The sequence below is a fragment of the Ancylobacter amanitiformis genome (assembly GCF_030814815.1).
Taxonomy (GTDB): domain Bacteria; phylum Pseudomonadota; class Alphaproteobacteria; order Rhizobiales; family Xanthobacteraceae; genus Ancylobacter; species Ancylobacter amanitiformis.
The window spans coordinates 170,123-191,640 of sequence record NZ_JAUSVR010000001.1; the positions used below are offsets into that span (position 1 = coordinate 170,123).

A 21,518-nucleotide genomic window follows, 5' to 3' on the forward strand; every position below is an offset into this window, starting at 1 on the left:
CTGCTGCGATGGCGAGGGAGCCGATCACCTACCTCCTGTGGAGCGACCTCGTGGGCGTCACGCGCACGCGCGGCGTGCCGACAGCGGACCTCGCCGGCAAGGAGGAAACCGGCCTCGGCTGGGCCTGCGCGGGGCAGGCGCTGACCGCCTTCGATTCCATCGTCGACAACCCCTGGGGCCCGATGGACGAAGTGCGGCAGATCCCCGACCCCGCCGCCGCCTTCAGCTTCGAGGGCGAGGTGACGGGCGAGAGCTGGAATGCGGCGATCTGCTATTCCAGGTGCTCGGTGACGGAGGACTGGGAGTGCTGCACCCGCACCTTCTACGCCCGCGCGCTCGATGCACTGAAGGCGGAGACCGGCCTGACGCTCGCGGCGAGCTTCGAGCACGAATTCACCCTGCAGGCCGAGACCCCGGTGGAGCGCGGCTTCACCTTCGCCGCCGCCCGGCGCGCCAACCTGTTCCTGCAGGATTGCGGCGCCGCGCTGCGCGCCGCCGGCGTGGTGCCGGAGAGCCTGGAGCCGGAATACGGCGCCTCGCAATATGAGATCAGCTGCGCCCCCTCGCTCGGCGTGGCGGCGGCCGATGCCGCGCTCATCGCCCGCGAGATCATCCGTGCGGTGGCGGCCGAGCATGGCGCGCGGGTGAGCTTCACGCCCAAGCCGGCGCGTGACGCGGTCGGCAATGGCGCGCATATCCATTTCAGCCTGGTCGATGCCACCGGCGCCAACGTCACGCATGATCCCGGCGGCACGCTCGGCCTCTCCACCGTGGTGGCGCAGTTCTGCGCCGGCATTCTCGCCCATCTCGACGCGCTGGTGGCGATCAGCGCGCCGACCCCGGTCTCCTATTATCGCCTGACGCCACATGCCTGGAGCTGTGGTTTCCGCGCCATCGGCCTGCAGAATCGCGAGGCGGCGCTGCGTGTCACGCCCTCCGCCTCGCCCCATCAGGCCAAGCGCCATCGCGGCTATAATGTCGAGTACCGGCCGGCCGATGCCTGCGCCTCGCCCTATCTCACGCTCGGCGCGCTGGTGCTGGCCGGGCTGGACGGCATCCGCCGCGAACTGCCGCTGCCGCCGGCCATCGACCGCGACCCCGCCGACCTCACCGTCGAGGAACGCGCGGCGCTCGGCATCGTGACGCTGCCGACCTCGCTGGACGCCGCGCTCGCCGCGCTGGAGGCGGACGAGATCGCGCGTGGCTGGTTCTCGCCGACGCTGTACAGGGTCTATCGCGACCTCAAGCTGTGGGAATGCGCGAGCGCCCGCGAACTCGACGAAGCGGCTTTGTTCGCCCGTTACAAGTCGGCCTACTGAAAGGACCTCCGCCGTGCAGAGCTACATCGACAGCCTTTCCCTCATCGATCACCATTGCCACGGCGTGGTCACACGGCCGCTCGACCGCCCGGCCTTCGAGGCGCTGATGAGCGAGGGGCACAAGCCGGTGGCGGGCTGCACGCAGTTCGACAAGCCGCTCGGCGCCGTGCTGCTGCGCTGGTGCGCGCCCGTGCTCGGCCTGCAGCCGCATGCCGAGCCGGAGGATTATGTCGCGACCCGCCTCAAGCTGGCGCCCGAGGAGGTGACGCGCCGCCTGGTCGGCTCGACCGGCGTCTCCAACCTGCTCATCGATACCGGCCATCGCTCCGACGCCATCCTCACGCCGGAGGGCATGACCCGCGCGACCGGCATTGCCGCACGGGAGGTGGTGCGCATCGAGGCGATCATGGAGGAGGTGGCGCGCCTTGGCCCGGCCGACGGCGCGGCGCTGCGCAAGGGTTTCGACGCCCGGCTGGAAGAGCGGGCGAAGGGGGCGGTCGGCCTCAAGTCCATCGTCGCCTACCGCACGACCTTCGACATCGACCAGACCCCGCCCGGCATGGCGGAGGTGGAACGCGCCGGCGATGCGTGGCTCAAGGCGCTCGCGGATGGCAGCAGCCGGCGGCTGGAGGACCCGGTTCTCATCCGCCACGCGCTGTTCCGCGCCGGCGACCTGTGCCGCACGCACCGCTATCCGCTGCAGCTGCATGTGGGTTTCGGCGATGCCGATATCTTCATGCCGAAATGCGATCCGACCGTCTTCACGCCCTTCATCGCCCAGATGGAAAGGTGGGACGTGCCGATCACCCTGCTGCACTGCTACCCCTTCCTGCGCGAGGCGGCCTTCCTCGCCGAGGTGTTCGCCAATGTCTATGTCGATATCGGCGTGATCCAGAACTTCACCGGCCCCTCCGCCCCGCGCGTGCTGGCGGAGATCATGGAACTGACGCCGTTCTACAAGCAGCTTTACTCCTCCGACGCCTTCGGCCTCGCCGAACTGCACTTCCTCGGCGCGCGGGTCTTCCGCAACGCCCTCGCCGAGGTGCTCGGCAGCTGGGTGGCGCGCGGCGACGTCACGCAGAAGAAGGCCGAGGCCATCGCCCGCGCCATTGCGTCGGAGAACGCGCGGCGGATCTATCCGGTGTGAGGACCGGCGAAGGACCCGGGCGCCCGCGATACGCCCGGGTTCACGGGAGGGGCCAGCAGCCGCGGCTTGGCGGCTTGGTTGAGAAGGATGTGGTGCGGACGACGGGACTCGAACCCGTAAGCCTATGAAGGCGCAAGATTTTAAGTCTCGTGCGTCTACCAGTTTCGCCACGTCCGCCCGGCCCGCGCCAGTCTCGCGCGGGTCGTCTCGTTGTCGTGCACCCATACCCGGCGCGGGCTCTATCCGTAGTCTGGAGGCGGATCGACCGATCCGGCTCTAGAAGACGCCGCCGATGAAGCCGGTCTCGTCGACGAAGATGTTCTCCGCCGCCGGGCGCGAGGGCAGGCCCGGCATGGTCATCACCTCGCCGCACAGCACCACGACAAAGCCGGCCCCGGCGGAGAGCCGCACGTCGCGCACCGGCAGCACGAAGCCTTCCGGCGCGCCGCGACGGCTGGGGTCGGCGGAGAAACTGTACTGCGTCTTCGCCATGCACACCGGCAGGTCGCCGAAACCCAGCGCCTCGAACTCGCCCAGCTTCTTCAGCGCACCGGGCTCGATCGCCACCGAGCCGGCGCGATAGATCTTCTTCGCCACGGCGTCGATCTTCTCGACCAGCGGCAGGTTGCTCGCATAGAGCGGGTGGAACGCCGACGGACCGTCGGCCAGCCGGACAACGTCATTGGCGAGGGAGAGCGCGCCGGCCGAGCCATCCGCCCAATGGGTGCACAGGTGAACCCGCGCGCCGACCTCGCCGCAGGCCGCCTCGATGGCGGCAATCTCGGCTGGCGTGTCGCTGGTGAAGCGGTTGATCGCCACCACCGCCGGCACGCCGAACTGGCCGATATTCTCGATGTGCCGCACGAGATTGGCCGCGCCCAGCGTCACCGCCGCGACATTTTCCGGCGCCAGATCCTTCTGCGCCACGCCACCATGCATCTTCAGCGCGCGCACCGTGGCCACGATGACGACAACGGAGGGGGCGAGCCCCGCCTGCCGGCACTTGATGTCGAGGAACTTCTCCGCGCCGAGATCCGCGCCGAAGCCGGCCTCCGTCACCACGTAATCGGCAAGGCCGAGCGCGGTACGGGTCGCCATCACCGAATTGCAGCCATGGGCGATATTGGCGAAGGGCCCGCCATGCACCAGCGCCGGGGTTCCCTCCAGCGTCTGCACGAGATTGGGCTGGAAGGCGTCGCGCAGCAGCGCGGTCATCGCCCCCGTCACCTTCAGCTGCGCGGCGATCACCGGCTGGCGGGTGCGGGTCTGCGCCACCACCATGCGGCCGAGCCGCTCCTCCATGTCCTCCAGCGAGCGGGCGAGGCAGAAGATCGCCATCACCTCGGAGGCGACCGTGATGTCGAAGCCGTCCTCGCGCGGGAAGCCGTTGCCCGGCCCCCCGAGCCCGACCACGACGCTGCGCAGCGCCCGGTCGTTGAGATCGACCACGCGCCGCCAGTTGATGCGACGGGTGTCGATGCCCAGTTCGTTGCCCCAGTAGACGTGATTGTCGATCGCCGCCGCGAGCAGGTTGTGCGCCGCGCTAATGGCGTGGAAATCGCCGGTGAAATGCAGGTTGATGTCCTGCATGGGAATGATCTGCGCGTGCCCCCCGCCGGTGGCCCCACCCTTGGAGCCGAAGACCGGGCCGAGGCTCGGCTCGCGCAGCGCGATGGCCACGCGCTTGCCGGCATGCGCCAGCGCATCGCCGAGGCCGATCGTGGTGGTGGTCTTGCCCTCGCCCGCCGGTGTCGGGCTGATCGCGGTGACGAGGATCAGCTTGCCATCCGCCTTCGCCTCCGCTGTCCGGGCGAAGGGCAGCGCGATCTTGGCCTTGTCATGCCCATAGCGGAACAGCGCCTCGGCGGGCACGCCGAGGCCGGCGCCGATCTCCTCGATCGGGCGCGGCGCGACGCTGGCGGCGATGGCCGCGTCGCTGGTGGGATCGATCGTGCGCACGGCGCTGTTCATTGCGGCATCCGTTTGTTCGGGCCCGTCAGGCGGCGCGCGTGCGCTCCGCCAGGATGGCGACCAGCAGCATGCCGCCGACAACCGAGAAATGCTCGACGGCGACATAGAACTCCAACTGCGCCATCGGGCCTTCCATGTTCCAGAAATGATGGGCGATCGGAATGGTCAGGAGGGTGAAGATCGCCAGTGCCCCGGCGCCGAGCCAGGTCGCCCGGTTGAGCAGGATCAGCAACCCGCCGACGATCTGGGTAAAGATGGTGAGCGCGGCGAAAAGCCAGGGCGGGTTGAGCCCGAAAAAGGCCATCTCCGTCTGCGCGCCGGGAAAATCGACCAGCTTGCTGATGGCACTGCCGAGAAACATGAAAACCAGCAGCAGACGCGCCACGAAGGCCGTGGCGGGCGCGCGCAGGATGGCGGAAATGATCGCGGGGGTCATCGGTGATTTCCTCTGGGGAAGAGCCATTTCTGCCATAGCGCAACCGCCCGGTGAAGGCGAGCGACCCCCGCGATGCAACCGGTTTACTGGCGGGTGTCGTCCACCGCTTCGGTGTCCGCCTCGTCGTCGCCTTCTTCGCCCTCGGCGCCTTCTTCCTCGCGCGCGGCCTTCGCCTCGGCGATGAAGTCGGGGGCCTGCTTCTTGGCCTCGCGCACGCTGTCGCCGAGTTCGCGCACGAAGCGGTCAAGGTCGAGCCTCAGGCCGCCAATGGACGGCTTCTCCGTCTCGGCGGCATAGGCCACCATGCGCAGCGACAGGCCGAGATCGGCGACGATATCGGCGAGGAAGCCGTCGCCCAGCTCGTGCTCGTCGGCATAGGCGACGATCATGTCGTACAGGCCCGAGCGATGCGTCTCATACGCCTCCTCGTAGCCGTCCTCGTTCTCGTCGTCGGGAAGATCGTCCCACTCGGCCATGATGGCGTTTCCTTGCAAGGCGTTATCGGGCGGCGTCAGGCGACGCCGTCGCGTATCGGGGGCTGGAAGCTCAGCCCCATGTCCCACGGGAAATAGATCCACGTATCCTGGCTTACCTCGGTGACAAACGTGTCGATGAGCACCCGGCCGAGCGGCTTGGCATAGACGGTGGCGAAATGCGCCTTGGGCAGCATCTCGCGCACCATGCGCGCGGTCGAACCCGTGTCGACAAGGTCGTCGATGACCAGAAGCCCCTGCCCGTTCGGCCCGGCCGCACCCGTCACCCGCTCGGCGATCGGCTTCAGGACCTCCATGTCACCCTGGGTCTTGTAGTCGTGATAGCTGGCGATGCATACCGTTTCGATGAGGCGAAGGCCGAGTTCGCGCGCCACGATCGCCGCCGGCACCAGCCCGCCGCGGGTGATGCAGACGATGCCCACGAACGGCCCCGCCGCCGCCAGCCGCCAGGCGAGCGCCCGCGCATCCCGGTGGAACTGGTCCCACGAGACGGGGAAAGCCTTGGCTTGGCGATCGTCGGACATGAAGGAAACCCCGGCAGGCGAACGGCATGTGCCAGATCAATAGCCGCAGCCTTCGCGCTTCTCCAGAGGCCGCGAGCGAAATACCCAGCTCGTCCATGTTGACAAGCCCGCCTCGCCGCCGCCCGCCTCGCCCCCCCCTCGTCCTCCATGCGCGGGCGAGGGGGTGAAGGGAGCGCCTGCGCGCGTGGGCCCTCCATCCGGCGGGCAGATCCTCAGGGCCGGCGCACGGTCTCCACCATGGCGCGCACCGCCGCCACCGCCTCTGCCAGCTTGCCGGCATCGCGCGAGCGCACCACGAGATTGGAATTGGGGCGGCCATCCTCGCCCATGAAGGGATAGGAGCCGATCGTCACGTCGGGATGCGCCTGCGCGATAAGCCGCAGCGGCCCGCCAATGTCGCCCTCGCGCGCATCCGCCCGCACCGTCTCCGAGAGAACCTTGATGCCGGTGCGCAGCTTCGGCGCCACCTCGTCCAGCATGGCCTGCATGATGGTCGGCACGCCGGCCATGACGATGACGTTGCCGATCCAGAATCCCGGCGCCTTCGACACCGGGTTGGCGACCAGATCGGCGCCGGCGGGAATGCGCGCCATGCGCAGGCGCGCCTCGTTCAGGTCCTCCGCCTTGATATATTCCAGCAGCATGGCACGGGCGCGCGGATCGACAGCGATGCCGACGCCGAACGCCTTGGCCACCGCATCGGCGGTGATGTCGTCATGGGTCGGGCCGATGCCGCCGGTGGTGAACACATAGGTGAAGCGGGCGCGCAGCGCGTTGAGCGCCGCGACGATCTCCTCCTCCACGTCCGACACCACCCGCACTTCGCGCAGCTCGATGCCGAGGCCGGTGAGATATTCGGCGATGTAGCCGATGTTCTTGTCCTTGGTGCGCCCCGAGAGGATCTCGTCACCGATGACGAGGATGCCTGCGGTCACCGGCTCAGCCGTCCCGACCATGCGAATCTTCTCCTGCCTTCGGCGCCTCGCGGCGCGTTGCCCTGTTTCGCCGCAAATGACCGCAGCGCCCGCCGCAAGCAAGGGCAGGAAGCCTCAGAAATGGGCAATCAGCGAATATTCCGCTGATTATCCCGCTCTGGATTCTTCCACCTCTTCCGCTTGCCCGGTGTTTGTAGCTAACTTGGGAGAGTTGGGGAGTAGATTTGCACCGATGAGCGTCGCCTTCGACGAGATGACAAACGCGGACGGTTCCATCCGTGCCGCTTACACCGCCCTCGCCAAGTGGTTGAACGGCGTTCCACCCGAGGTGCTCGACTTCCGCCGCAAGGAGGCCGAATTCATATTCCGGCGCATCGGCATCACCTTCGCCGTCTATGGCGACAGCGATGCCCAGGAGCGCCTGATTCCCTTCGACATCATCCCGCGCATCCTCACCGGTGGCGAATGGGGACGGCTGTCCAAGGGGCTGGAACAGCGCACCAAGGCGCTGAACCTCTACATCAAGGATGTCTATTCCAAGCGCGACATCCTCAAGGCCGGGATCGTGCCGGAGGATCTGGTCTACCAGAACCCGGTATTCCGGCCGGAGATGAACGGCCAGAAGGTGCCGCACGATCTCTATGTCCACATTGCCGGCATCGACGTGGTGCGGGTGGACGCCGAGACCTTCTACGTGCTCGAGGACAATGCCCGCACGCCCTCCGGCGTCTCCTACATGCTGGAGAACCGCGAGATCATGATGCGGCTGTTTCCCGAGCTGTTCGCGGATAACCGCGTGGCGCCGGTCGAGAACTACACGGACGAACTGCTGGCCACGCTGAAATCGCTCGCCCCGGTGACCGCGAACAATGATCCGGTCGTGGTCGTGCTCACGCCCGGCATCTTCAATTCGGCCTATTACGAGCACTCCTTCCTCGCCGACAAGCTCGGCGTCGAGCTGGTGGAAGGGCGCGACCTGTTCATCCGCAACGACGTCGTCTACATGCGCACCACCGAGGGGCCCAAGCGCGTCGACGTGATCTATCGCCGCCTCGACGACGATTTCCTCGACCCCCTCGCCTTCCGGCCGGACAGCGCGCTGGGCGTGCCCGGGCTGATGAGCGCCTATAATGCCGGCAACGTCACGCTGACCAATGCGGTCGGCACCGGCGTCGCCGACGACAAGGCGGTCTACAGCTACATGCCCGATATCATCCGCTTCTATCTCGGCGAGGAGCCGCTGCTGAAGAACGTGCCGACCTGGCGCTGCCGCGAGGCGGACCACCTGAAATACGTGCTCGATCACCTGAACGAACTCGTGGTGAAGGAGGTGCACGGCTCGGGCGGATACGGCATGCTGATCGGCCCGCGCGCCGACAAGGCGCAGATCGAGCTGTTCCGCGCCAAGCTCAAGCAGGATCCGACCAATTTCATCGCCCAGCCGACACTGGCGCTGTCCACCTGCCCGACCTTCGTCGATGAGGGCATCGCGCCGCGCCATGTGGATCTGCGCCCCTTCGTGCTCACCGGTTCCGACCGCGTGCGCATCGTGCCGGGCGGACTGACCCGCGTGGCGCTGGAGGCCGGTTCGCTGGTGGTCAATTCCAGCCAGGGCGGCGGGACCAAGGACACCTGGGTGCTGGAGGAGAGCTGATCGCGAGCGGGACGACGAGAGGCGTGAACAGGAACGGGGAGCGAGACAATGCCGATTGAAACATGGCTGGCCTTCGTCGCCGCGTCGGCGGTGCTGCTGGTCATTCCCGGGCCGACCATCCTGCTGGTCGTCTCCTATGCGCTTGGCCAGGGGCGCCGCGTGGCGCTGCCCGTCGCGGCGGGCGTGGCGCTGGGCGACTTCACCGCCATGACGCTCTCCATGCTCGGCCTCGGCGCGCTGCTCGCCACCTCCGCCCTGCTGTTCACCGGGCTGAAATGGATCGGCGCGGCCTATCTCATCTGGCTCGGCATCAAGCTGTGGCGTGCCGGTGGCACCCCGCTCGTCAGCGAGGCGCGCACCGACGGCTCGTCGCTCGGCATGCTGCTGCATGCGTGGATCGTCACGGCGCTGAACCCCAAGAGCATCACCTTCTTCGTGGCCTTCCTGCCGCAATTCCTCGATCCCGGCCGGGACTTCCTCACGCAGATGATGATCTTCGAGGCCACCTTCCTGGTCCTCGCCGCCGCCAACGCCTTCGGCTACGCGCTCATTGCCGGCCGGCTGCGCGGGGCGATCGGCAATTCGCACATCGTCGCCGCCATCAACCGGGTCGGCGGCACCCTTCTGATCGGGGCGGGCGTGGCCACGCTCGCCTGGCGTAACGCCAAATAGAACGAACGCGGTCCCCATGCTTTCACGCACTGCAGACAATCTCTACTGGCTGGCCCGCTACATGGAGCGCGCGGATTGCCTTGCGCGCATCCTCGACGTCACCCAGCGCCTCGCGCAGCTTCCCGCGGCCTATGGCGGCTCCACCAATGAGTGGCGCTCGGCGCTGCTCACGGCGGGCTGCGCCGACCTGTTCAAGCAGGTGCATGGCGAGGAGGCGACCGAGCAGAACGTCATCAACTTCCTCGCCTTCGCGCCGGAGAACCCCTCCTCGATCCGCAACTGCTTCGAGATCGCCCGCACCAATGCGCGCTCGGTGCGCACCGCGCTGACCATCGAGATGTGGGAGACCATCAACTCCGCCTGGCTGGAACTGAAGCGCTATTCCACCAAGAACATGACGCGCGAGGAGCTGGCGCGCTTCCTCTCCTTCGTGAAGGAAACCTCGCTGCGCTTCGACGGCGCCGCCTATCGCACCATGCTGCGCAACGATGCCTTCTGGTTCTCGCGCGTGGGCATGTATGTGGAGCGGGCCGACAACACGGCGCGCATCCTCGACGTGAAATACCATGTGCTGCTGCCGGACTCCGAGCACATCGGCGGACCGCTCGACTATTTCCAGTGGGCCTCGATCCTGCGCTCGGTCTCGGCGCTGACCTCGTTCCACTGGGTCTATCGCGAGAGCGTGAAACCCTGGCTGGTGGCGGACCTCCTGATCCTCAACGCGCAGATGCCGCGCTCGCTGACCAGCTGCTACCAGAACATCGCCCGCTATCTCGACGATATCGCCGCCTATTACGGCCGTCAGGGCTCCTCCCAGCGCCTCGCCCGCACCACGCTGACGCGGCTCGGCAACAGCCGCATGGATGATATCTTCCAGACCGGCCTGCATGAATTCATTGACGGCTTCGTCGTCGAGAATAATCGTCTCGGTTCCTTCGTTACCGAACAGTACCTGCTGTAGCCGGCAGACCCCGACCCGTCCCGACCTCGACACGGCCCAAACCGGACCCTGACCAAACCAGACCTGGCCTTCGCGTCATGCGCATTCATGTGAACCACGCCACGACCTACACCTACGAGCCGCCGGCCAATGGTGCGATCCAGACGCTGCGCCTGACGCCGCGCAATCATGATGGGCAATATGTCGTCGCCTGGCGCATCGAGGTGTCGGAAAGCTGCCGGCTGCGCACCCATGAGGATGCCTTCGGCAACCTCACCCACACATTCGCGCTGGAAGGGCCGCTGTCGCAGTTGCGCGTGCAGGTGGATGGCGAGGTGGAGACGCAGGAGACCGACGGCGTGGTGCGCGGCACCAAGGAGCGCTTCCCGCCCTCGCTATTCATGCGCCAGACCGACCTCACCGGCTGCGACGAGGCACTGCGCAGCTTCGCGCTGGATAAAACCGTTGGCGAAGGCGACCGCATCGCCCGGCTGCATCTCCTGATGGACGCCATCGCCGCGACCATGACCTTCGATACGGACCCGACCAATGCCGGCACCTCGGCCGCCGAGGCCTTCGCGCTGAAGCGCGGCGTGTGCCAGGACTACGCGCATATCTTCATCGCCGCGGCGCGCCATCTCGGCATTCCCGCCCGCTATGTCAGCGGCTATCTGGTCGGCGATGCCGGCAGTTCGGCGCCGACCACCGGCCAGCAGGCCGGCCATGGCTGGGCCGAGGCGCATATCGAAGGGCTGGGCTGGGTCGGCTTCGATCCCACCAACCGCCAGTGCCCGACCGAAGCCTATATCCGCCTCGCCGTCGGGCTCGACTATCTCGGCGCCGCACCGGTTCGCGGCAATCGCTATGGCGGGGGTGAGGAAAGCCTCGCCGTCGCCCTGAATGTCGACCAATCAAGCCGACAAATTCAGGGCTGAATGGTTGCCGGTCACAAAAGCGCACCGCTATAAGGGCGCAACGGGTGCAGACGTGTTCCAGACGGAGCGCGGACCAGGGGGAAGTGCCTTTCATGACCTATTGTTGCGGAATTCTGGTGCGTGACGGTCTGGTCATGGTCGCGGACACGCGTACCAATGCCGGCCTCGACAACATCTCGACCTTCCGCAAGCTCCACGTCTTCGAAGAGCCCGGCCGGCATGTGATGGGGCTGGCGACGGCGGGTAACCTGTCGATCTCGCAGGCCGTGATCTCCACCCTGCAGGAGGGGCTCGACAACCCTGAAACCGGCGAGAAGGACACGCTTACCGGCTGCACCAGCATGTTCCGCGCGACCCAGCTGGTCGGGCGCGCCGTGCGTCACGTCTATCACCTCTATGGCGAGGGGCTGAAGGAAGCCGACGTGCGGTTCGACGTCTCGTTCCTGTTCGGCGGGCAGGTGAATGGCGGCCGGCTGCGGCTGTTCATGATCTATGCCGCCGGCAATTTCATCGAGTGCACGTCCGACACGCCTTTCCTGCAGATCGGCGAGCACAAATACGGCAAGCCCGTGCTGGATCGCTCGATCACCTACAATACCGACCTGTACGACGCGCTGAAATCCGGGCTGATCTCGATGGATTCGACCATGCGCTCGAATCTCGGCGTCGGCATGCCGCTGGATGTGCTCATCGCGCGGCGCGATGCGTCGGAAGCCGAACTGAACTACCGCGTGGAGCCGGGCGAGCCCTATTTCCACGACCTGCGCGAGCGCTGGTCGGCCGCGCTGCGTGCCGCCCATAACTCCATCCCGCGCCCGCCCTATGGTCCTTCGCGCTGACCCCAGAAGCAGATGAACCGCCCGCGCGTGGCGCGCGGACGGTTCATGGCCTGGAATGAGGATCTGCCTCAGGCTGTCGACATCGATCGTCAGGTCAGCAGATAGAGCACGATGATGATCGGAATCGGAATACCGATAAGCCACATAAGAATAGCCGGCATGGGTGCTTCCTCCTGTGTCTGTAGCCTCACCTTCGCATCGATAACGCCAGAACGACTTGGTGGTTCCTTGGCAAGTTAGGAAGCTCTCGCCCGTGCCCCGGCCGGGCGATGCCTTGCCCGGCCGGCCCGGCTGGTTCATCTTCTCCGCCCTCGGGAGGAAGACCATGAACGCCAGCAACCGCATCGCCCTCGTCACCGGCGCCGGCACCGGCATCGGCCGGGCCGCCGCCCTCGCTCTCGGTGAGCTTGGCTTTACCGTCGTGCTCACCGGCCGCCGCCGCGAGCCGCTCGACGCCGTGGCCGCCGAACTGGGCGCCAAGAGTCATGTCGTGACCGCCGACGTCGCCGACGCCGAATCCGTCGCCGCCCTGTTCGAGACCGTGGCCGCGCGCTTCGGCCGGCTCGACGTGCTGTTCAACAATGCCGGCGGCTGGTCGAAGGCGAGCCCGATCGAGGATATTCCGCTCAGCGACTGGCAGCACGTGGTGAACGTGAACCTCACCGGCGTCTTCCTGTGCACGCAGGCCGCCATCCGGCTGATGAAGGCGCAGGACCCCAAGGGCGGGCGCATCATCAATAATGGCTCGATCTCGGCGCATGCCCCGCGCCCGCTGACCGCGCCCTATACGGCGACCAAGCACGCCATCAGCGGCCTGACCAAGCAGGTGGCGCTTGAGGGCCGGGCGCACAACATCGCCTGCGGGCAGATCGATATCGGCAATGCCGATACCGACATGGCGGTGAAGATGAAGACCGGCATCCTGCAGGCCAACGGCCAGATCATGGTCGAGCCGACCTTCGATCCCGCCCATGCCGGCCGCGCGGTGGCCTATATGGCGGGCCTGCCGCTCGACGCGAATGTGCTGACCATGACGATCATGGCGACCAATGCACCTTTCGTCGGCCGGGGCTGATCGCCCCTGGCTCGGGCGCGTGGCTCAGATATAGGCGAGCGCGCCCTGGTAGAGCATCCAGCTCAGGAACCCCATCACGCCGAGGCTGATGAGTGTGGCGACAATGCCGGCGGCGATGAACGCGCCGTCGCGCTCCACCAGCCCGAGCCCGAGAATGCAGACGGCAATGCCGGGCGGCAGGTTGCCGAAGATCGGAATCGGCAGCAGCAGCAGCAGGCCGAGCAGCAGCACCATGCCGCCGAGCACGAAGCGCGCGGAGGTGCCGGAAAAATACTGCAGGCGCGGACGGGAATAGCTCTCGAACTTGCGAATCCACTTCAGCGCGCCGCCGACGATCTTCTCCAGCAGGCTGCGCGAGAAGGTGCGCGCGGCCAGCCAGCGCGGCAGCCACAACTCATCGCGCCCGAGCATCATCTGCCCGCCCACCAGGCACAGCAGCACGCCGCAGATGACGGGGATGCCCGGCGGCATCGGCAGGCAGTTCGGCAGGCCGAGCAGCAGGATGGACAGGCCGAAGGCGCGGTTGCGAAGCGCATGCACGACTTCGCCCACACTGATGCGCTCCGCCGAATGGGCGGTGACGATCGCGGACAGCAATTCCGAGGTGCGCGGCGAACGGTGATCCACGAGCAGCGTTCCAGAGGCCTCATGACGTCGGGACGCCGTGACGGCCTCCGCTTCGCCGCCCTCATAGCACGGTGAAAGCGGCAAGGAGAGGGCCAAGCCGAAAAAGCCACGCCCCCCTTGTCGCCGTGCGCGCCGCTCAGTTGAGCTGGAACATGCCGTCGATGCTGCGCAGTTCCGCCGGCCGGATCAGCCGCGTATGCGCCACCGTCACCGAGTGAAGCGGGCCCTCCAGTTCGCGCTTCCAGAAGTCGAGGAAGCGGTTCAGCTCGGGGAAATGCGGGCACAGATCATAATGCTGCCAGAGATAGGTCTGCAGCAGCCCGGGATGGTCGGGCATGCGGTAGAAGATCTGGGCGGTGGTGAGACCGTAGCCGGCCAGTTGCCGGACGAAATCGGCGGACGCCTTCTGCGGGACGACGCCCGCCGACGAAGCTGCACGAGATGCCATGCGGAACCTCCTTTCGCGAGAATCCGAGTGTGGCGGCGACTCACTCGGGCAGCAAGGCGAAAAATTGGTTTTCGTGTTCAATATCAATGCACTAGCAGCATATATAACAGAGTGCTGACAGGATTCGCCCGATGGCGTTGGCACTCACTGTCGGCGACTGCTACTTTTTTCCCCTCCAGCCCTTGCGCCCTATCCGGGCCGCGCCTAGATGTCCCCTGGGCGACGCAGCGAAGCGCCCCACCAGCGCGTGCGTCGCCGGGATCAATTGATCAATCACGCTTTCTGGAGAGAGAAACGATGAAGTTCCGTCCCCTGCATGACCGGGTCGTGGTCAAGCGTATCGAAGCGGAAGAAAAGACCGCGGGCGGCATCATCATTCCCGACACCGCCAAGGAAAAGCCGTCCCAGGGTGAAGTCGTCGCTGCCGGTCCCGGTGCGCGCGACGAAGCCGGCAAGCTGGTTCCCCTGGACGTCAAGGCGGGCGACCGCGTGCTGTTCGGCAAGTGGTCCGGCACCGAGGTCAAGATCGACGGGGTCGACTACCTCATCATGAAGGAGTCCGACATCCTCGGTGTGCTCGACGAGACCGCCTCGGCCAAGAAGGCCGCCTGACGCAGGCCCTCGCCTGACGCAAGCCCCTCGGCTGACGCAAGCCTCTCGCCTGACGTAAGCCGCAACGACTTACCGGAGTTCGAATTCATGTCTGCCAAAGAAGTAAAATTTTCCGTTGAAGCCCGCGACAAGATGCTGCGCGGCGTCGACATTCTCGCCAATGCCGTCAAGGTCACGCTGGGCCCCAAGGGCCGCAACGTCGTGATCGAGAAGAGCTTCGGCGCTCCCCGCATCACCAAGGACGGCGTCACCGTCGCCAAGGAAATCGAGCTCGAGGACAAGTTCGAGAACATGGGCGCGCAGATGGTGCGCGAAGTGGCCTCGAAGTCCAACGACCTCGCCGGCGACGGCACCACCACCGCCACCGTGCTGGCCCAGGCCATCGTCCGTGAAGGCGCCAAGTCGGTCGCCGCCGGCATGAACCCGATGGACCTCAAGCGCGGCATCGACCTCGCCGTCGAAGCCATCGTGGCGGATCTCAAGAAGAACGCCAAGAAGGTCACGTCGAACGACGAGATCGCCCAGGTCGGCACCATCTCCGCCAATGGCGATTCCGAGATCGGCAAGTTCCTCGCCGAGGCCATGCAGAAGGTCGGCAACGAGGGTGTCATCACCGTCGAGGAAGCCAAGACCGCCGAGACCGAGCTTGACGTGGTCGAGGGCATGCAGTTCGATCGCGGCTATCTCTCGCCCTACTTCATCACCAATGCCGAGAAGATGCGCGTGGAATTCGAGGATCCCTATATCCTCATCCACGAGAAGAAGCTTTCGGGCCTGCAGGAACTCCTCCCGGTTCTCGAAGCCGTGGTGCAGACCTCCAAGCCGCTCCTCATCATCGCCGAGGACATCGAAGGCGAGGCTCTGGCCACGCTCGTCGTCAACAAGCTGCGCGGCGGCCTCAAGGTCGCGGCCGTCAAGGCGCCGGGCTTCGGTGATCGCCGCAAGGCCATGCTGCAGGACATCGCGATCCTGACCGGCGGCACCGCCATCTCCGACGATCTCGGCATCAAGCTCGACACCGTGACGCTCGCCATGCTCGGCCGCGCCAAGAAGGTGGTGATCGAGAAGGAGAACACCACCATTGTCGACGGCAATGGCGGCAAGAAGGACATTGCAGCCCGCATTTCGCAGATCAAGGCGCAGATCGAGGAAACCACCTCGGACTACGACCGCGAGAAGCTGCAGGAGCGCCTGGCCAAGCTCGCGGGCGGCGTCGCGGTGATCCGCGTCGGCGGCGCGACCGAAGTCGAAGTGAAGGAAAAGAAGGACCGCGTCGACGACGCGCTGCACGCGACCCGCGCGGCGGTGGAAGAAGGCGTGCTGCCGGGCGGCGGCGTTGCGTTCCTGCGCTCGATCAAGGCGCTCGAAGGCGTGAAGACCGCCAATCCCGACCAGAAGACCGGCGTCGAGATCGTCCGCCGGGCGATCCAGACCCCGGCCCGCCAGATCGCCTCGAACGCGGGCGAAGACGGCTCGCTGATCGTCGGCCGCATCCTGGAGAAGGACAGCTACTCCTTCGGCTTCAACGCCCAGACCGGCGAATATGTCGACATGTACAAGGCGGGCGTCATCGACCCGGCCAAGGTGCTGCGCTCGGCGATCCAGAACGCGGCTTCCGTGGCCTCGCTGCTGATCACCACCGAGGCCATGATCGCCGACATCCCGAAGAAGGGCGGCGCCGCCTCCCCGGCCATGCCGGGCGGCGGCATGGGCGGCATGGACTTCTGAGCGAAGTCCATTCGGCTGGTTCTACCTGCAGAAGGGCGCGGCATAGGCCGCGCCCTTTTTGTTGAACGAACGGGCCGTTTCACTCTCGAATTCGCGATATCGTTAGTGACGGGCGGCGATCGGAAACCCGGGACGCCTTCGTCTTCAGGTCACGCAGGGCGCAAGCCTATGGCTACCCTCACAGGGAGGGATTCGTAATTCCGCAGGACGCCACTGCGATGCGCGTCAGCGAGCCAACGACCGAACGCGATCGTCCGTTACGCGATTTTCTCGTCGCCAGCCGCATCCTGGCTCCGGACTGCGCCCCGACCTGTACCGATCCACGTCGCACCATTTGTTCGGTCGCCCGAGTGCGGCAGCTGGAGTTGTGAAAGACGGCAATTGCAGCGGTCCGGCAAACGGGCAGCAGGCCGGTTCACCGCAAGGTGCGTGTCGAGGATGCGGGGCTCATTGGCGAATAGCCACGCTAGAGCTTTTCCGGTGAATTCCGGTTCACCGAAAAAGCTCCAGGTTATTGTTCTGCCGTATTTTCTTCACGCGAACCGGAATCCACTTCGCTCAAAAATGCTCTAGGCGGCTATCTGCTGCATCAGACCGAACGCATCCATCAGTATGCGCGTATCCTTGATGCGGCCATTCTCCACCAGGTCGATCACCATCCCCCATACGGTAACCTTGCGACCGGTAGCCGGGGCGCCGAAAAACATGCCTTCATGTGTTCCAGTCCACGTAAAGCGCGTGAGCACCTTGCCGGACTCGCCTATCTGCTCGTCGATGGTCCAATGCATGTCCGGGAAAGCCGCGAACAGTCCGCGCAATACGTCCTTTAATCCGTCAATGCCCGGACCTTGCCCGGGGAACGGCACCAGTTCGACCATATCCACGGCCACATAGTCCCCCGCCGCGTCAAGATTCCGGTTGTTGATTACGTCCTCCACGAAACTGCGAACCAGAAGCTTGCATTCCTCGACGTCCATTGATGCCCCCTCAAAAACACCGATCGCGATATTCCCTGGATCATAGCCACCCGGAGACGCGCTTGTCCCCCTCGCGTCCACGCATTGGCTTGACAGGACCAGAGGCGTGCAGCCGCTCGCGCAAGAACTTCGCGGACCCGAGCCTAGCCGCCGCCTCGGTCGAATTCACGCAGCTTTCAGCTTCGATGTAGGTTTCGATGTAGGTGTTGAAGAAGGCCACCTCAGGGGCGGCACCGCGAGGACGCGTCTTTGAAGGCCCCCTGAAATTGCTCGAATGGACCTTCTTGCCCCCGCCGCCAAACATCCGCCTCCCTCAATCCAGCGTCTGGCGGAAGCGTTTCACGGCGATCACCATCGCCACCAGCATGATGGCGGAGAGCGCGAGAATGTCCTGCGAGAGATCGGCCACATTCGCCCCCTTCAGCAGAATGCCGCGCACCATGCGCAGGTAATGGGTCAGCGGCAGCGTCTCGGAAATCCAGCGCGCCCAGCGCGGCATGCCGTCGAACGGGAACATGAAGCCGGAGAGCAGGATGTTCGGCAGGAAATACATGAAGGTCATCTGCACCGCCTGCAGCTGGTTCTGCGCCAGTGTCGAGAAGGTGTAGCCGATCGACAGGTTGGTCACGATGAACAGCGCGGTGAGCGCGGTGAGCAGCGCCATCGAGCCGACCACCGGCACCTTGAACAGGAAGATGCCGGCCACCACGATCATCGTCGCCTGCACCGCGCCCACCATCACATAGGGCGCGATCTTGCCCAGCATCACCTCCACCGGACGGATCGGCATGGCGAGCAGCGTCTCCATGGTGCCGCGCTCGATTTCCCGCGTCACCGAAAGCGCGGTGAAGATCAGCATGGTCATGGTGAGGATGGTGCCGAGCAGGCCCGGCACGATGTTGAGCTGCGTCACCGCCGCCGGATTATAGCGGGCATGGGTGATGATCTCGAAGGGCGGCGGCGCCTCCTCCAGCCCCGAGCCCTGCGGCCCCTTCTCCCTAGCGAAACGCTCGCGGCGCACCGAGGTGTCGATGATGTTGCGCAGCGCGGCGATGGCGCTGCCGGAGGCGACGGGGTCTGTCGCGTCCGCCGCCACCAGCATGGCCGGGTTTTCCCCGCGCACCACCGCCCGCTCGAAGCCGGCGGGGATTTCGACCACGAACAGCACGTCCCCCGCCCGCATCAGGTGCTCGGCCTCGGCCGCGCTGGTCGGGTGATGGGTGACGGCGAAATATTTGGTGTTCTCGATCGCCGCGAGAATGGAGCGGGTGAGCGGCGTGTTCTCATAGGCCAGCACCGCGGTCGGCAGGTGGCGCGGCGTGGTGTTGATGGCATAGCCGAACAGCACCAGCTGCAGTAGCGGGATCATGATCATGGTCGCGAAGGACACGCGGTCGCGCAGGAGCTGGAGGAATTCCTTGCGCACCATCGCGCCGACCCGGCGCAGAAACCCGCTCATCGGAAATTGTCCTTCGAGCGGCTCATCAGGTCGATGAATACGTCCTCCAGCGTCGGCGCATCCTGACGCCACACCAGTTCCGGCCGGGCGCGGAAGGGCTCGATCGCGCGGGCCAGCGCCGCGTCGTCATGGCCGCCGACATGCACGCTGGTGCCGAAGGGCGCTACCATCTCCACGCCCGGCCGGCCGGCCAGCTCGCGCGCCAGCGCCGCGGGATCCCCGCCGGTGACGCTCCAGGTAGTGAGGCCGGAATGGGCGACGACCTGCTCCACCGTGCCCTGTGCCAACAGGTCGCCATAGGCGATATACGCGATCTCGTGGCAGCGCTCGGCCTCGTCCATGTAGTGGGTCGAGACCAGCACGGTGAGCCCCTCGGCGGCCAGTTCGTGAATCTGCATCCAGAACTCGCGGCGGGCCTTGGGGTCGACGCCGGCAGTCGGCTCGTCGAGCAGGAGAAGCTGCGGCGAGGGCAGGATGCAGGCGCCGAGCGCGAGGCGCTGCTTCCAGCCGCCCGAGAGCGAGCCGGCCAGCTGCCGCTCGCGCCCCGCCAACCCGAGCCGCTCCACCGCCTCCCGCGCCGCCCGCACCGGATCGGGCACGCCATAGATGCGGGCGACGAATTCGAGGTTCTCGCGCACCGACAGGTCGGCATAGAGGCTGAAGCGCTGCGTCATGTAGCCGACATGGCGGCGGATGGCGCGCGACTGGGTGAGGATGTCGTAGCCAAGACAGGTGCCGTGCCCGGAATCCGGGGTCAGCAAGCCGCACAGCATGCGGATCGTCGTAGTCTTGCCCGAGCCGTTGGGCCCGAGAAAGCCGTAGATCTGCCCCCGGCGCACGCGCATGGAGAGATCGCGCACCACCACCCGGTCGCCGAACGACTTACTCAGCCCCGCGACCTCGATGACGTAGTCCGCCGCGTCCTTGCCGGGCGCGGTCGGGCCCGCCGCGCTCCCCGTCACGGCGCGACCTCGACGGTGATCGGCTGGCCGGGCCGGAGCGCGCCGGGCGTTTCAGCCTTCGCCTCCAGCATGAAGACCAGCTTGGAGCGCTCGTCGAGGCTGTAGATGACCGGGGGCGTATATTCCGCGCTGGAGGCGATGTAGCTCACGCGGGCCGGCGTGGGCGCGCAGCCGTCGCAACTCACCATGACGCGGGTGCCGAGCTTGAAGCGCGCCAGATCGGGCTCCGGCACGAAGAAGCGCAGCTTGATGAGGTCCGGCGGCAGGATCGAGACGACCGGCCGGCCCGCCGGCACCAGCTCGCCCGGCCGGAAATATACCGTCTCGACGGAGCCGGCGATGCTGGCGGCAACGTTGCGCCGCTCCAGCCGGATACGCGCCGAGGCGAGGCTCGCCTGCGCGGCATCGACCTGCCGCTCGGCCGCATCGATCTGCCGGTCGCGGGAAGCCATGCCGGCGACCTTGATCTGCTGGGTGATCTCGTCCAGCGCGGCCTGGTTCTGATCATAGGTATGCTGGGCGGTATCGAGCGCGGCTTTGGAGCCGACCGCCTTGGCATAGAGCTCCTTCTGCCGGTCGAGTTCGATGCGCGAGAGGTCGAGCGCGGCGGTGGCGCGGCGACGGGTCGCCTCCAGCACCGCAATCTCCTCGGGCCGCTGGCTGCTCGCCTGCAGGTCGGCCAACTGGGCGCGCGCCTGTTCGAGGCTGGCACTGGCCGCATCCACCTCCGCCTGTTGCAGCACGGGGTCGATCTCGAACAGTTTCATGCCGGGCGTCACCGCCGCGCCCTCGTCGACATCGAGGCTCGCCACGCGGCCGGCCTCGTCCGGGCCGACGAAGATGAGTTCGCCCTCGGCATAGCCCTGATAGCGCGGTGGCCCCGCCTCGGAACAGGCCGCGAGCGCGAGGGCAAGCGCGCCCGCCACCATCGCGCCGACAAAATCGCCGATCTTCAAGGCTCTCTCCATCCCAGGCCGCGCAGCACCACTTCCGCATGGGCGTCCAGCATGGCGCTGACATCAAGCGGATCGGTTCGCTGGAAAAGGCCTTCCCATACCGCAGCCACCAGCAACGGGGCGACAAGCAATTGCGGAAAGCGCAGACCGGCGTCGGACATGATCTCGCCCCGTTGCAGCGCGCGCGCATTGATGGCGCGCAACAGATCGAGCCCGCGCGCCACCACCTCGCGATAATAGAAATCGGCCAGCGCGGGAAAGCGCTCGCCCTCGCCCAGCATCAGCCGGATGATGTGGCGGCGCGGCGAATGCACCGCCTCCTGCGCCAGATGGCGGAACAGCAGGGTGAGGAAATCGCGCGTGCTGCCGGGATAGGCGGCGAGTTCGCGCTCCATCGTGCCCAGCACCGGATCCACCGCATCGCGCACCAGCCCCTCGAACAGCGCGGCCTTGTCCTCGAAATAGAGATAGAGCGTGCCCTTGGCGATACCCGCGCGGGCCGCCACGTCCTGCATGCGGGCGGCCGCGAAGCCGGATTCGGCGAAGACCGCCAGCGCGGCATCGAGAATGACGCGCCGACGCTGCGCCGGTTCCAGCCTCTCGGCCCGGCGCCGCGCGCCGACCGGCGCGACATCGCGGGCGTCGGCCTTGCCGAAGTCGACCTTGCCGGAGTTGGCCTCGCCTGAGTTGGCCTCGCCGGAGTCGACCTCCCGGGGCGAGACAGGCGACCGGTTCGGTGGAATGTCGCGAATGGGCACCGCATCCTCATTGTGACTGACTGGTCAGTCATAACAGCAGGGCATTTTCC

Annotated in this window: 22 protein-coding genes and 1 tRNA gene; 10 read left to right on the forward strand and 13 right to left on the reverse strand. The window is 66.4% G+C overall.

From position 1 onward, the window contains the following. The first annotated feature begins 8 nt into the window (after positions 1 to 8). The gene (locus QOZ99_RS00760) at positions 9 to 1,319 is read left to right on the forward strand and encodes a type I glutamate--ammonia ligase (protein ID WP_306887967.1); all 1,311 of its coding nucleotides are present in this window, start codon (positions 9 to 11) and stop codon (positions 1,317 to 1,319) included. Positions 1,320 to 1,332: 13 nt separating this feature from the next. Further along, positions 1,333 to 2,466 carry an amidohydrolase family protein gene (locus QOZ99_RS00765; protein WP_306887968.1) on the forward strand — a complete coding sequence of 378 codons (1,134 nt, stop codon included), beginning with the start codon at positions 1,333 to 1,335 and terminating at the stop codon, positions 2,464 to 2,466. 90 nt (positions 2,467 to 2,556) lie between these two features. Here QOZ99_RS00765 and QOZ99_RS00770 read toward each other — a convergent pair. The 6 genes from QOZ99_RS00770 to QOZ99_RS00795 all read right to left on the reverse strand — a co-directional run bounded on the left by QOZ99_RS00770 (position 2,557) and on the right by QOZ99_RS00795 (position 6,847). Continuing rightward, positions 2,557 to 2,643 (reverse strand) — tRNA-Leu (locus tag QOZ99_RS00770). 99 nt (positions 2,644 to 2,742) lie between these two features. Beyond that, positions 2,743 to 4,437, reverse strand: a complete 1,695-nt coding sequence (locus QOZ99_RS00775) for a formate--tetrahydrofolate ligase (protein WP_306887969.1) — start codon at positions 4,435 to 4,437, stop codon at positions 2,743 to 2,745. A 25-nt stretch (positions 4,438 to 4,462) separates the two neighbouring features. Further along, on the reverse strand, positions 4,463 to 4,873 hold the full coding sequence (locus QOZ99_RS00780) for a DoxX family protein (protein ID WP_183189573.1): 411 nt from the start codon (positions 4,871 to 4,873) through the stop codon (positions 4,463 to 4,465). Positions 4,874 to 4,956: 83 nt separating this feature from the next. Continuing rightward, on the reverse strand, positions 4,957 to 5,349 hold the full coding sequence (locus QOZ99_RS00785) for a hypothetical protein (protein ID WP_306887972.1): 393 nt from the start codon (positions 5,347 to 5,349) through the stop codon (positions 4,957 to 4,959). A 35-nt stretch (positions 5,350 to 5,384) separates the two neighbouring features. Next, positions 5,385 to 5,891, reverse strand: a complete 507-nt coding sequence (gene gpt / locus QOZ99_RS00790) for a xanthine phosphoribosyltransferase (RefSeq protein WP_183189575.1) — start codon at positions 5,889 to 5,891, stop codon at positions 5,385 to 5,387. A 212-nt stretch (positions 5,892 to 6,103) separates the two neighbouring features. Continuing rightward, entirely contained in the window at positions 6,104 to 6,847 is a 744-nt protein-coding gene (locus QOZ99_RS00795; protein WP_306887974.1) for a competence/damage-inducible protein A, read from the reverse strand. A 211-nt stretch (positions 6,848 to 7,058) separates the two neighbouring features. On the opposite strand from QOZ99_RS00795, the gene QOZ99_RS00800 reads away from it, so the two are divergent. From QOZ99_RS00800 to QOZ99_RS00825, 6 genes are all read left to right on the forward strand, one after another. Then, positions 7,059 to 8,480 carry a circularly permuted type 2 ATP-grasp protein gene (locus tag QOZ99_RS00800; RefSeq protein ID WP_306887975.1) on the forward strand — a complete coding sequence of 474 codons (1,422 nt, stop codon included), beginning with the start codon at positions 7,059 to 7,061 and terminating at the stop codon, positions 8,478 to 8,480. 48 nt (positions 8,481 to 8,528) lie between these two features. Continuing rightward, positions 8,529 to 9,152 carry a LysE family translocator gene (locus QOZ99_RS00805; RefSeq protein ID WP_306887977.1) on the forward strand — a complete coding sequence of 208 codons (624 nt, stop codon included), beginning with the start codon at positions 8,529 to 8,531 and terminating at the stop codon, positions 9,150 to 9,152. A 16-nt stretch (positions 9,153 to 9,168) separates the two neighbouring features. Next, positions 9,169 to 10,113: an alpha-E domain-containing protein gene (locus tag QOZ99_RS00810; RefSeq protein WP_306887978.1), complete on the forward strand. Its 945-nt coding sequence runs from the start codon at positions 9,169 to 9,171 to the stop codon at positions 10,111 to 10,113. 77 nt (positions 10,114 to 10,190) lie between these two features. Next, a complete protein-coding gene (locus QOZ99_RS00815; RefSeq protein WP_306887979.1) occupies positions 10,191 to 11,027 on the forward strand; it encodes a transglutaminase family protein in 837 nt (278 codons plus the stop codon). Positions 11,028 to 11,119: 92 nt separating this feature from the next. Continuing rightward, positions 11,120 to 11,866 (forward strand): proteasome-type protease, encoded by a 747-nt coding sequence (locus tag QOZ99_RS00820; RefSeq protein ID WP_183189581.1) that lies wholly within the window; start codon positions 11,120 to 11,122, stop codon positions 11,864 to 11,866. 325 nt (positions 11,867 to 12,191) lie between these two features. After that, positions 12,192 to 12,941 carry an SDR family oxidoreductase gene (locus QOZ99_RS00825; protein WP_306887980.1) on the forward strand — a complete coding sequence of 250 codons (750 nt, stop codon included), beginning with the start codon at positions 12,192 to 12,194 and terminating at the stop codon, positions 12,939 to 12,941. A gap of 24 nt (positions 12,942 to 12,965) precedes the next feature. Here the strand turns inward: QOZ99_RS00825 and QOZ99_RS00830 are convergent, their stop codons facing one another. Both QOZ99_RS00830 and QOZ99_RS00835 read right to left on the reverse strand, forming a co-directional pair. Then, the gene (locus QOZ99_RS00830; protein WP_306887981.1) at positions 12,966 to 13,568 is read right to left on the reverse strand and encodes an exopolysaccharide biosynthesis protein; all 603 of its coding nucleotides are present in this window, start codon (positions 13,566 to 13,568) and stop codon (positions 12,966 to 12,968) included. A gap of 136 nt (positions 13,569 to 13,704) precedes the next feature. After that, positions 13,705 to 14,016, reverse strand: coding sequence for an usg protein (locus QOZ99_RS00835; RefSeq protein ID WP_306887982.1), 312 nt, complete (start codon positions 14,014 to 14,016; stop codon positions 13,705 to 13,707). A gap of 297 nt (positions 14,017 to 14,313) precedes the next feature. Here QOZ99_RS00835 and groES point away from each other — a divergent pair, with 297 nt between their 5' ends. Beyond that, on the forward strand, positions 14,314 to 14,628 hold the full coding sequence (groES, locus tag QOZ99_RS00840; RefSeq protein WP_306887983.1) for a co-chaperone GroES: 315 nt from the start codon (positions 14,314 to 14,316) through the stop codon (positions 14,626 to 14,628). Between the two features lie 87 nt (positions 14,629 to 14,715). Beyond that, positions 14,716 to 16,356 carry a chaperonin GroEL gene (gene groL, locus QOZ99_RS00845; RefSeq protein ID WP_306887984.1) on the forward strand — a complete coding sequence of 547 codons (1,641 nt, stop codon included), beginning with the start codon at positions 14,716 to 14,718 and terminating at the stop codon, positions 16,354 to 16,356. A gap of 569 nt (positions 16,357 to 16,925) precedes the next feature. Here groL and QOZ99_RS00850 read toward each other — a convergent pair. The 5 genes from QOZ99_RS00850 to QOZ99_RS00870 form a co-directional block, all read right to left on the reverse strand. Next, a complete protein-coding gene (locus QOZ99_RS00850; RefSeq protein ID WP_306887985.1) occupies positions 16,926 to 17,333 on the reverse strand; it encodes an ester cyclase in 408 nt (135 codons plus the stop codon). A 313-nt stretch (positions 17,334 to 17,646) separates the two neighbouring features. After that, positions 17,647 to 18,792 (reverse strand): ABC transporter permease, encoded by a 1,146-nt coding sequence (locus tag QOZ99_RS00855; RefSeq protein ID WP_306887986.1) that lies wholly within the window; start codon positions 18,790 to 18,792, stop codon positions 17,647 to 17,649. Continuing rightward, positions 18,789 to 19,754, reverse strand: coding sequence for an ABC transporter ATP-binding protein (locus QOZ99_RS00860; protein WP_306887987.1), 966 nt, complete (start codon positions 19,752 to 19,754; stop codon positions 18,789 to 18,791). Before QOZ99_RS00860 ends, QOZ99_RS00855 begins: the two co-directional genes overlap by 4 nt. Continuing rightward, positions 19,751 to 20,710 (reverse strand): HlyD family secretion protein, encoded by a 960-nt coding sequence (locus QOZ99_RS00865; protein WP_306887988.1) that lies wholly within the window; start codon positions 20,708 to 20,710, stop codon positions 19,751 to 19,753. Before QOZ99_RS00865 ends, QOZ99_RS00860 begins: the two co-directional genes overlap by 4 nt. Continuing rightward, positions 20,707 to 21,468, reverse strand: a complete 762-nt coding sequence (locus QOZ99_RS00870) for a TetR/AcrR family transcriptional regulator (protein ID WP_306887989.1) — start codon at positions 21,466 to 21,468, stop codon at positions 20,707 to 20,709. Before QOZ99_RS00870 ends, QOZ99_RS00865 begins: the two co-directional genes overlap by 4 nt. Between the last annotated feature and the right edge of the window lie 50 nt (positions 21,469 to 21,518).

What these genes read in the sequence shown, in the direction of transcription:
- QOZ99_RS00760 (WP_306887967.1), top strand. Translation starts at nt 9, where the DNA reads ATGGCGAGGGAGCCGATCACCTACCTCCTGTGGAGCGACCTCGTGGGC.
- QOZ99_RS00775 (WP_306887969.1), bottom strand. Translation starts at nt 4,437, where the DNA reads ATGAACAGCGCCGTGCGCACGATCGATCCCACCAGCGACGCGGCCATC.
- QOZ99_RS00780 (WP_183189573.1), bottom strand. Translation starts at nt 4,873, where the DNA reads ATGACCCCCGCGATCATTTCCGCCATCCTGCGCGCGCCCGCCACGGCC.
- QOZ99_RS00785 (WP_306887972.1), bottom strand. Translation starts at nt 5,349, where the DNA reads ATGGCCGAGTGGGACGATCTTCCCGACGACGAGAACGAGGACGGCTAC.
- gpt (WP_183189575.1), bottom strand. Translation starts at nt 5,891, where the DNA reads ATGTCCGACGATCGCCAAGCCAAGGCTTTCCCCGTCTCGTGGGACCAG.
- QOZ99_RS00795 (WP_306887974.1), bottom strand. Translation starts at nt 6,847, where the DNA reads ATGGTCGGGACGGCTGAGCCGGTGACCGCAGGCATCCTCGTCATCGGT.
- QOZ99_RS00800 (WP_306887975.1), top strand. Translation starts at nt 7,059, where the DNA reads ATGAGCGTCGCCTTCGACGAGATGACAAACGCGGACGGTTCCATCCGT.
- QOZ99_RS00805 (WP_306887977.1), top strand. Translation starts at nt 8,529, where the DNA reads ATGCCGATTGAAACATGGCTGGCCTTCGTCGCCGCGTCGGCGGTGCTG.
- QOZ99_RS00810 (WP_306887978.1), top strand. Translation starts at nt 9,169, where the DNA reads ATGCTTTCACGCACTGCAGACAATCTCTACTGGCTGGCCCGCTACATG.
- QOZ99_RS00815 (WP_306887979.1), top strand. Translation starts at nt 10,191, where the DNA reads ATGCGCATTCATGTGAACCACGCCACGACCTACACCTACGAGCCGCCG.
- QOZ99_RS00820 (WP_183189581.1), top strand. Translation starts at nt 11,120, where the DNA reads ATGACCTATTGTTGCGGAATTCTGGTGCGTGACGGTCTGGTCATGGTC.
- QOZ99_RS00825 (WP_306887980.1), top strand. Translation starts at nt 12,192, where the DNA reads ATGAACGCCAGCAACCGCATCGCCCTCGTCACCGGCGCCGGCACCGGC.
- QOZ99_RS00835 (WP_306887982.1), bottom strand. Translation starts at nt 14,016, where the DNA reads ATGGCATCTCGTGCAGCTTCGTCGGCGGGCGTCGTCCCGCAGAAGGCG.
- groES (WP_306887983.1), top strand. Translation starts at nt 14,314, where the DNA reads ATGAAGTTCCGTCCCCTGCATGACCGGGTCGTGGTCAAGCGTATCGAA.
- groL (WP_306887984.1), top strand. Translation starts at nt 14,716, where the DNA reads ATGTCTGCCAAAGAAGTAAAATTTTCCGTTGAAGCCCGCGACAAGATG.
- QOZ99_RS00850 (WP_306887985.1), bottom strand. Translation starts at nt 17,333, where the DNA reads ATGGACGTCGAGGAATGCAAGCTTCTGGTTCGCAGTTTCGTGGAGGAC.
- QOZ99_RS00855 (WP_306887986.1), bottom strand. Translation starts at nt 18,792, where the DNA reads ATGAGCGGGTTTCTGCGCCGGGTCGGCGCGATGGTGCGCAAGGAATTC.